General features: G+C 71.4%; 8 protein-coding genes. 3 read left to right on the forward strand and 5 right to left on the reverse strand.

Going from position 1 to position 9,325, the window contains the following annotated elements:
• Window positions 1–129: 129 nt before the first annotated feature.
• The 5 genes from CCS38_RS21050 to CCS38_RS21070 all read right to left on the reverse strand — a co-directional run bounded on the left by CCS38_RS21050 (window position 130) and on the right by CCS38_RS21070 (window position 7,177).
• Window positions 130–1,224 carry a 2-oxoacid:ferredoxin oxidoreductase subunit beta gene (locus tag CCS38_RS21050; RefSeq protein WP_031050854.1) on the reverse strand — a complete coding sequence of 365 codons (1,095 nt, stop codon included), beginning with the start codon at window positions 1,222–1,224 and terminating at the stop codon, window positions 130–132.
• A complete protein-coding gene (locus CCS38_RS21055; protein WP_223734865.1) occupies window positions 1,217–3,187 on the reverse strand; it encodes a 2-oxoacid:acceptor oxidoreductase subunit alpha in 1,971 nt (656 codons plus the stop codon). Before CCS38_RS21055 ends, CCS38_RS21050 begins: the two co-directional genes overlap by 8 nt.
• Before the next feature lie 331 nt (window positions 3,188–3,518).
• Window positions 3,519–4,178 carry a response regulator transcription factor gene (locus CCS38_RS21060; RefSeq protein ID WP_223734872.1) on the reverse strand — a complete coding sequence of 220 codons (660 nt, stop codon included), beginning with the start codon at window positions 4,176–4,178 and terminating at the stop codon, window positions 3,519–3,521.
• A gap of 331 nt (window positions 4,179–4,509) precedes the next feature.
• The gene (locus CCS38_RS21065) at window positions 4,510–5,856 is read right to left on the reverse strand and encodes a sensor histidine kinase (protein ID WP_223734866.1); all 1,347 of its coding nucleotides are present in this window, start codon (window positions 5,854–5,856) and stop codon (window positions 4,510–4,512) included.
• 127 nt (window positions 5,857–5,983) lie between these two features.
• Window positions 5,984–7,177, reverse strand: coding sequence for a sensor histidine kinase (locus CCS38_RS21070; RefSeq protein ID WP_223734867.1), 1,194 nt, complete (start codon window positions 7,175–7,177; stop codon window positions 5,984–5,986).
• Window positions 7,178–7,419: 242 nt separating this feature from the next.
• Here CCS38_RS21070 and CCS38_RS21075 point away from each other — a divergent pair, with 242 nt between their 5' ends.
• The 3 genes from CCS38_RS21075 to CCS38_RS21085 all read left to right on the forward strand — a co-directional run.
• Window positions 7,420–7,821 carry an NADH-quinone oxidoreductase subunit A gene (locus CCS38_RS21075; RefSeq protein WP_223734868.1) on the forward strand — a complete coding sequence of 134 codons (402 nt, stop codon included), beginning with the start codon at window positions 7,420–7,422 and terminating at the stop codon, window positions 7,819–7,821.
• The gene (locus tag CCS38_RS21080) at window positions 7,812–8,537 is read left to right on the forward strand and encodes an NADH-quinone oxidoreductase subunit B (RefSeq protein ID WP_223734869.1); all 726 of its coding nucleotides are present in this window, start codon (window positions 7,812–7,814) and stop codon (window positions 8,535–8,537) included. The genes CCS38_RS21075 and CCS38_RS21080 overlap by 10 nt, the downstream gene beginning before the upstream one ends.
• Window positions 8,534–9,325, forward strand: a 792-nt coding sequence (locus CCS38_RS21085) for an NADH-quinone oxidoreductase subunit C (protein WP_223734870.1), incomplete at its 3' end; no start/stop codon positions are given. The genes CCS38_RS21080 and CCS38_RS21085, both read left to right, overlap by 4 nt.

Raw genomic sequence — 9,325 nt, forward strand, 5'->3', positions numbered from 1 at the left:
GTATCCGGAACCGGGCAGGGCGGTGGGGCGGCGGGCGGCGGCGGTACACGTACGGCTGCCCGGGACCGGACCCGCAGGCCGGTCCCGGGCAGCCGGGAGAGAGGGTGGCGGCCAGGGCCGCCCGGGGCGTCAGCCGACGACCGTCCAGGTGTCGTTGCCGGCGAGCAGGGTGGCGAGGTCGCCCTTGCCCTTCTGCTCGATGGCGGCGTCCAGCTGGTCGGACATCAAGGTGTCGTACACCGGCCGGTCCACGCTGCGCAGCACACCGATGGGGGTGTGGTGCAGGGTGTCGGGGTCGGCGAGCCGGGACAGCGCGAACGCCGTGGTGGGCGAGGGGTTGTGCGCGTCGTGCACCAGCACGCCGGCGGTCCCCTCCTGCGTGACGTCGATGATCCGCAGATCGCCCGTGGCCGGGTCGCGGACGACGCCCTTGGAGCCGAGACCGTCCTCGGCGGGCGCGCCGAACCGGATCGGCTGCCCGTGCTCCAGGCGGATGACGGCCTCCTGGGCCTTCTCCTTGTCCTTGAGCGCCTCGAACGCGCCGTCGTTGAAGATGTTGCAGTTCTGGTAGATCTCCACCAGCGCCGTGCCGGGGTGTGCCGCGGCCTGGCGCAGCACGCTCGTCAGGTGCTTGCGGTCGGAGTCGACGGTGCGCGCGACGAAGGACGCCTCGGCGCCGATCGCCAGCGAGACCGGATTGAAGGGCGCGTCCAGCGAGCCCATCGGCGTCGACTTGGTGATCTTGCCGACCTCGGAGGTGGGCGAGTACTGGCCCTTGGTCAGCCCGTAGATCCGGTTGTTGAAAAGCAGGATCTTGAGGTTGACGTTGCGGCGCAGGGCGTGGATGAGGTGGTTGCCGCCGATGGAGAGCGCGTCGCCGTCACCGGTGACCACCCACACCGACAGGTCGCGCCGCGAGGAGGCCAGGCCCGTGGCGATGGCCGGGGCGCGGCCGTGGATGGAGTGCATCCCGTAGGTGTTCATGTAGTACGGGAAGCGGGAGGAACAGCCGATGCCGGAGACGAAGACGATGTTCTCCTTCGCCAGGCCGAGCTCGGGCATGAAGCCCTGCACGGCGGCGAGGACGGCGTAGTCGCCGCAGCCGGGGCACCAGCGCACTTCCTGATCGGACTTGAAGTCCTTCATGGACTGCTTGGCCTCGGCCTTGGGCACCAGGGAAAGCGCCTCGATCTGCGCCGCACCCTCCGCGATCGTCTCAGTCATTGATGGCCTCCTTCGGGCCCTGCTTCATTACCTCTTCGAGGTGGGCGGCGAGCTGCTCTGCCTTGAAGGGCATCCCGCTGACCTGGGTGTGCGACTGGGCGTCCACGAGGAACTTGGCCCGCAACAGCGTCGCGAGCTGACCCAGATTCATCTCGGGGACGACCACCTTGTCGTAACGCCCCAGCACCGCACCGAGATTCCCCGGGAACGGGTTGAGGTGGCGCAGATGCGCCTGGGCGATCTGCCCGCCCGCGCGGCGCACCCGGCGCACGGCCGCGGTGATCGGGCCGTACGTCGAACCCCAGCCGATGACCAGGGTGTCGGCGTCACCTGACGGGTCGTCGACCTCCAGGTCCGGGACCTCGATGCCGTCGATCTTGGCCTGGCGAGTGCGGACCATGAAGTCGTGGTTGGCCGGGTCGTAGGAGATGTTGCCCGTGCCGTCCTGCTTCTCGATGCCGCCGATGCGGTGCTCCAGACCCGGAGTGCCGGGCACCGCCCAGGGGCGGGCCAGGGTCTGCGCATCGCGCTTGTACGGCCAGAAGACCTCGGTGCCGTCCGCCAGCTCGTGGTTGGCCGAGGTGGCGAACTGCACGCGCAGGTCCGGCAGTTCGTCGACCTCCGGGATGCGCCAGGGCTCGGAGCCGTTGGCCAGGTAACCGTCGGAGAGCAGGAAGACCGGCGTGCGGTACGTCAGCGCGATACGGGCCGCGTCCAGCGCCGCGTCGAAGCAGTCCGCCGGAGTCTTCGGCGCGACGATCGGCACCGGCGCCTCGCCGTTGCGCCCGTACATCGCCTGCAGCAGGTCGGCCTGCTCGGTCTTGGTGGGCAGACCCGTCGAGGGGCCACCGCGCTGGATGTCCACGATCAGCAGCGGCAGTTCCAGGGAGACGGCCAGGCCGATCGTCTCCGACTTCAGCGCGACACCGGGGCCGGAGGTGGTGGTCACCGCGAGCGAGCCGCCGAACGCCGCGCCCAGCGCGGCGCCGATGCCCGCGATCTCGTCCTCCGCCTGGAACGTCCGCACGCCGAAGTTCTTGTGCTTGGACAGCTCGTGCAGGATGTCGGAGGCCGGGGTGATCGGGTACGAGCCGAGGTAGAGCGGCAGGTCCGCCTGGCGGCCCGCGGCCACCAGGCCGTAGGACAGCGCCAGATTGCCCGAGATGTTGCGGTACGTGCCCGTCGGGAACGCCTTCGTCGCCGGCGCCACCTCGTAGGAGACCGCGAAGTCCTCGGTGGTCTCGCCGAAGTTCCAGCCCGCCCGGAAGGCGGCCACATTCGCCTCGGCGATGTCCGGCTTCTTGGCGAACTTCTGCCGCAGGAACGCCTCGGTGCTCTCCGTCGGACGGTGGTACATCCACGACAGCAGGCCCAGCGCGAACATGTTCTTGGAGCGCTCGGCCTCCTTCCGGGACAGGCCGAAGTCCTTCAGCGCCTCGATCGTCAGCGTCGTCAGCGGCACCGGATGGACGTTGTACGCCTCCAGCGAGCCGTCCTCCAGCGGGCTGGTGGCGTATCCGACCTTCGCCATCGGGCGCTTGGTGAACTCATCGGTGTTCACGATGATGTCCGCGCCGCGCGGCACGTCCGCGAGGTTGGCCTTCAGCGCCGCCGGGTTCATCGCGACCAGGACGTTGGGCGCGTCACCGGGCGTGAGGATGTCGTGGTCGGCGAAGTGCAGCTGGAAGCTGGACACGCCGGGCAGCGTGCCGGCGGGGGCCCGGATCTCGGCGGGAAAGTTCGGCAGGGTCGACAGGTCGTTGCCGAACGAGGCCGTTTCGGAAGTGAACCGGTCACCCGTGAGCTGCATACCGTCACCGGAGTCGCCCGCGAACCGGATGATCACCCGGTCCAGCCGGCGGACCTCCTTGCCGGCGCCGTTCTCCGTCGCAGGGGTACACGACCGTTCCCCTGCGAGCGCACCGTCGGTCTTGTCGGCTGGGCTACTGACCTGGCTGGTCACTGCTTCGGACCTCCCTCAGGGCCTGGGGTGTCCCCGCCGTGGGCAGGGAATCCGGGACGCACCGTGCGGACCTGTCGTCCCATGACCATCGTACGTGGGTAAGGGTCGCCTTCCTTGAGGCGATCACATGCTGGACGTGAACGTGAGACGCCGTGCTCACATGGTGGACGCGCGAGCGAAATGCCGCTCTGTCGTATTTCGCCATGAATCATCCGCCCCCCGCGGCTTCTTCTGTAGGACACTCCGTGCTTCAACGCTGGTTCAGCGCTCCGTACTCCGCGCCGGGGTGACGCCCCGCACCGGCGTCCTCGACTGAAAGGGTGTCAGGTGATCAGGAGTTGAGGTAGGTGAGTACTGCAAGCACACGTCGGTGATCCCCGTCACTCGGGGCCAGGCCGAGCTTCAGGAAGATGTTGCTGACGTGCTTCTCCACCGCACCGTCGCTCACCACCAGCTGCCGGGCTATCGCGGAGTTCGTCCGTCCCTCGGCCATCAGTCCCAGCACCTCGCGCTCCCGCGGGGTGAGGCCGGCCAGTACGTCCTGCTTACGGCTGCGGCCCAGCAACTGGGCGACGACCTCCGGGTCGAGCGCCGTGCCGCCCTCCGCGACCCGTACCACCGCGTCGACGAACTCACGGACTTCTGCTACCCGGTCCTTGAGCAGATAGCCGACGCCCCGGCTCGAACCGGCCAGCAGCTCCGTCGCGTACTCCTCCTCGACGTACTGCGACAGCACCAGCACGCCCAGGTCGGGGTGGTCCCGGCGCAGCCGGACCGCGGCGCGCACCCCCTCGTCCGTGTGCGTCGGCGGCATGCGGACGTCCGCGACGACCACATCCGGCAACGCCCCCTCCTCGGCCAGCTCCCCGATGGCCTTGATCAGCGTCTCCGCGTCGCCCACTCCGGCGACGACCTCATGCCCCCGATCGGTCAGCAGCCGCGTCAGGCCCTCTCTCAGCAGCACTGAATCCTCGGCGATGACCACCCGCACGCTGTTCTCCACGATCTTCGGCTCCCCCACCCGTTCTCGGTTCGACGCTCTTCAGCATCCCAGGATTCGGACGCGCGCGTCGGATCACCGTGCGGGTTGTGGATAACTCGAAATGGCCGGTTGTGGATGCCCACGAGACCCCCGCGCGGACCTGCGGGATCGCCACGTGCCAGGCCCGATACGACGATCGACGGAGACGCCGTCGGAGAGGCCGCCGGAGACACCGCCGGAGACGCCGGGAGCGCTCCCCGGTGGCCTCCGCAGCGCTCCGCCCCGCAGTCTCCGCCGGGCCCCGGTCGCCGGGTGCCAGTGGTCGCTCGCCCGCCGGTCGTCAGTCGCGCCAGGGCAGTTCCGCTGTGATCGTCGTGGGGCCGCCTGCCGGGGAGTCGATCAGCAGGAGTCCGTCCACCGCGTCCAGGCGCTCGGCCAGGCCGGACAGTCCGCTGCCGGGGCCGGTGTGCGCGCCGCCGCGGCCGTTGTCGGAGACCAGCACCATCAGCCGGTCCCCGGACCGCCACACATCCACCGACGCGCTGCTCGCCCGCGCGTGCTCGGAGACGTTCCGCAGCAGCTCGGAGACCGTGAAGTACGCGATGCCCTCGATCGCGGCGGCGGGCCGCGCAGGCAGGTCCACGCTGACCCGCACCGGCACCGCGCAGCGCGCGGCGAGCGCGGAGAGCGCCGGGTCCAGACCGCGGTCGGTGAGGATCGCCGGGTGGATGCCGCGGGCCAGGTCGCGCAGCTCCTGGAGCGCGATCTTCACCTCGCCGTGCGCCTCGTCCACCATGCGGGCGGCGGCCTCCGGATCCTCCTGCAGCTTCTCCCTGGCGAGCCCCAGATCCATGGCGAGCGCGACGAGCCGGGCCTGCGCCCCGTCGTGCAGATCGCGCTCTATCCGCCGCAGGTCGGCGGCCGCGGTCTCGGACACCGCCGTACGGTCCGACTCCAGTTCCGACACCCGGCCGGCCAGCCGGGACGGACCCAGCAGCCCGTGTACCAGCAGCCGGTCCACCTGGCCGAGGCCGCGCACGGCCCCGCCCCAGACCAGCACGAACAGCAGCCCGATGACGCTGGTCATGGCCATCTCGAAGGGGGTGTCCAGATAGAAGCCGTGCGTCTCGTCCCCGTACAGCTGGATGCCGTCCTGGCCGAGGTACATCGGGAAGGTCCAGCGCCACAGCGGATACGTGAGCAGGCCCCAGCCGAGCGACCAGAGCGTCACCGAGACGGTGAACGCGAAGACCGCCCAGGGGAAGTGCAGCAGGCAGTACAGGAGGTGCCGCCAGGACGCGCCGCTCTTCAGTACCCCGCTGATCAGGCCGATCGGGCTCGGCCTGGTGGCGCGGATCGGCTCGGGGGCGCGCACGTCCAGGCCGAGCAGGGCGCGCGCCCGCGCGCGCTCCAGTGCGCCGAGACCGCGGCAGCCGACGAGGCCGGCGGCCAGCACGGGTATGCCGAGGAACGTGATCAGCAGGCCGGCGCCGAGCGACGTCATCGTGACGGCGTAGGTGAACATCACGATGGCGATCGGCAGGCTGAGCAGCAGGTGGAGGAACTCCCGCCAGGTCCGGCCGGAGAAGGGAGCGCGCAGCACGAAGGGGACGCGGTGCGGGCCGGGACCTTCGGAGGCGCGCGGGGCACGCGGCGCGGGGGACGGCGAACCGTATGCGGTGTCCATGGTGTTCAGCCTCTCCGTTCCGGGCCGTACCGGACATGGAGCCGGTCGGTGTCTTGACCCTCGGGTTTTCCCCACCTCGCGGGCGGCCCCCTTCAGGCGGCGCGCCCGCCTCCGGGGGCAGCGCCCGCTACGGCGCGCTGCGCCACGGCAGCTCGGCCGTGACCTGCGTCGGCCCGCCCGTCGGCGAGTCGAGGACGAACAGCCCGTCGACCGAGCCGAGCCGCTCGGCCAGACCGGCCAGCCCGCCGCCAGCGGCCGTCCGTGCGCCCCCGCGTCCGTCGTCGCGCACCTGTATGAGCAGCCGGTCCTCGGCCCTCCAGACGTCCACCGACGCGCTGCGCGCCTGCGCGTGCTTGGAGATGTTCTGCAGCAGCTCGGAGACCGTGAAGTACGCGATGCCCTCGATGGCCGGCGCGGGGCGGCTGCCGAGGTCCGCGGTCACGGTGACCGGCACCGTGCAGCGCGCGGCCAGCGCCGAGAGCGCCGGGCCCAGGCCGCGGTCGGTGAGGATCGCCGGATGGATGCCGCGGGCCAGGTCGCGCAGCTCCTGGAGGGCCAGCTTCACCTCGCCGTGCGCCTCGTCCACCATCCGTGCCGCCGCGTCCGGGTCCTCCAGCAGCTTCTCCTTGGCCAGCCCCAGCCCCATGGCGAGCGCCACGAGCCGGGCCTGCGCACCATCGTGCAGGTCACGCTCGATGCGCCGCAGGTCGGCCGCCGCGGTGTCCACGACCGCGCCGCGCCCCGACTCCAGCTTGGCGATCCGCCGCTCCAGCTCGTCCGAGGGCGACAGCAGCCCCCGTACCAGCGCGCGGTCCACGTTCGTCAGCCCGCGCGCCACCCAGGGCAGCACCGGCCAGGCCACGAAGAGCGACACGAAGGTGAGCGCGAAGCTGAAGATGCCCCAGGGCAGCCGTACGAAGACGTAGAGCGCGTGCCGCCAGCCGACCGGGTCCTTCAGACGCGCCCACAGCCAGGGGAAGAAGCCCCGTTCAAGGGCGCGCGGCGGACTCGGCTCGTCGATGCGCACCCCGAGGAGCGCGCGGGCCCTGGCCCGCTCCAGCCTCCCGTACTGCCGGCAGCCCCCCAGGACCAGCGCGAGCAGCGGCAGCCCGATGACCGTGACCGACAGGCCCAGGCTCGCCGCCAGCCAGCTCACCAGCAGTGCGAAGGCCACCACGCTCAGCGGGAGGTTGCACAGCAGGTGCGTGATCTCGCGCCAGGTCCAGGCGGTCAGGGGCGAGCTGGGCCGGGGAGGAACCAGGACGAATCCATCGTCGTGGTCGTCGTGGGCGCGCCTGCCCGGGGCGGAAGTCACCGTCATGGGGGTCAGCTTGCCGGGCCGCGCGGCCCGGGACCATGGGGTGGATAGGTGGGGCGAAGTGGGGATATCCCCACCTCCCCGCCGGTGGGACTGCTCGGCCCCGCCCCCGCAGGGCCTAGACTCCCGTCCGTACAGATCGTCGAAAAATTTCGTCGAAAGCGGTTGCAGTGGGGTGGCCCTGCGCGTACGGCGCGTACGAGGCGGCCCGCTGCACACGAGCAGTCAGGGAGCGAGGGGCGGACGTGCCGGACGCGACCGTACGCACCATCAGCGCCGCGGACTACTTCCAGGGCTATTCGGCCGTAGGGCTCATCGCCGTGGTCGGTGTGCTCTTCGTGGCCGTAGCCTTCGGGTCCGCACGCCTGATGCGGCCTGTGGTGCCCACACCCGAGAAACTGCTCACGTACGAATGCGGCGTGGACCCCGTAGGGGAGGGCTGGGCGCACACCCAGGTCCGCTACTACGTGTACGCGTTCCTGTACGTCATCTTCGCCGTCGACTCGATCTTCCTGTTCCCCTGGGCGACGGTCTTCGCCGCACCTGGTTTCGGCGGCATCACGCTGGTGGAGATGTTCATCTTCCTCGGCTTCCTCGCTGTCGGCCTGCTCTACGCATGGAAGAAGGGCGTCCTGGAATGGACGTGACCCCCGCCTCCGCGGCCAACGGAGCCTCGCCGGGCCCCGAGCTCCTGCCCGAGCCGCGCCGCCTCGGCCCACTGGCCCGTCTGGCCCCCGAACCGATGAAGGTGGTCCTGAACTGGGGCCGCCGCTACAGCCTGTGGGTCTTCAACTTCGGGCTCGCCTGCTGCGCGATCGAGTTCATCGCCGCGTCCATGGCGCGCCACGACTTCATCCGGCTCGGCGTGATCCCCTTCGCGCCCGGCCCGCGCCAGGCCGACCTGATGGTCGTGTCCGGCACGGTCACGGACAAGATGGCGCCCGCGGTGAAGCGGCTGTACGAACAGATGCCCGAGCCGAAGTACGTGATCTCCTTCGGGGCCTGCTCCAACTGCGGCGGCCCCTACTGGGACTCGTACTCCGTCACGAAGGGCGTCGACCAGATCATCCCGGTGGACGTGTACGTACCGGGCTGCCCGCCGCGCCCCGAAGCGCTGCTGCAGGGCATCCTCAAGCTCCAGGAGAAGATCGCCCAGGAGTCGCTGGCGGAGCGCTACGGCCGCGACGGCGAGTCCGGCAAGGCCGCGGGCCGGCCGTCGGCCAAGGCGCTGCGGAGCGGGCTGGTGACCCCGCCGGCGCCGCCCGCCGCCGGGGCCGGGAAGCCGGCCGATGAGCAGTCGTCCGGGCAGCAGCCGTCCGCCGAGCAGCCGCCGTCCGAGCAGACCGGGGAGGACACCCGATGACGGCCCAGCCGCCCGAGCCGGGTACGCCCGAGGAGGCGACGCCCGCACCAGAGGCGACGCCCGCAGCACCTGAAGGCGCGTCCGCGGCACCTGAAGGGGCGTCCGCCGCTGCTTCTGAGACCGCGCCCGAGGCCGCTCCTGAGGCCGAGCCCGCGGCACCCGTGGGGTGGCTGCCGGAGCCGGCCGAGCGGATCTTCGGTACCGGGGCCACGGCCGAGGAGGCGTACGGCCTGCTCACCGTGGACGTGCCGGCCGCGGCCTGGACCGACGCGCTGACCGCCGCCCGGGATGTCCTGGGCTGCACGTATTTCGACTGGCTGAGCGCCGTCGACGAGCCCGGCACCGGGTTCCGCATCTGCGCGCACGTCGCCGACGTGTCCCGTACCGGTGACATCCGGCGGCTCCTCGTACGGACCACCGTGCCGCACGAGGCGGCCGCGCTGCCCACGGCCGTCGGCGTCTACGCGGGCGCGGGCTGGCACGAGCGCGAGACGCACGAGATGTTCGGCGTGGACTTCACGGGCCACCCGGGCCTCGAGCCGCTGTTGCTGCCCGAGGGCTTCGAAGGGCACCCGCTGCGGAAGGACTTCGTGCTCGCCGCGCGGGTCGCCAAGGCGTGGCCGGGCGCGAAGGAGCCGGGCGAGTCCGAGCACGGCGGCCCCAAGCGCCGCCAGATGCTCCCGCCGGGCGTGCCCGACCCGAACGAGTGGGGCCCGCTCAAGGGCCAGCTGCCGCCCGTTCCGGCCCGTCCCGCCCGCGGGGCGGCCCGGGGCGCCCGGCGGGCGGGA

The organism is Streptomyces purpurogeneiscleroticus (genome assembly GCF_020024005.1).
In the GTDB taxonomy this organism is placed as follows: domain Bacteria; phylum Actinomycetota; class Actinomycetes; order Streptomycetales; family Streptomycetaceae; genus Streptomyces; species Streptomyces purpurogeneiscleroticus.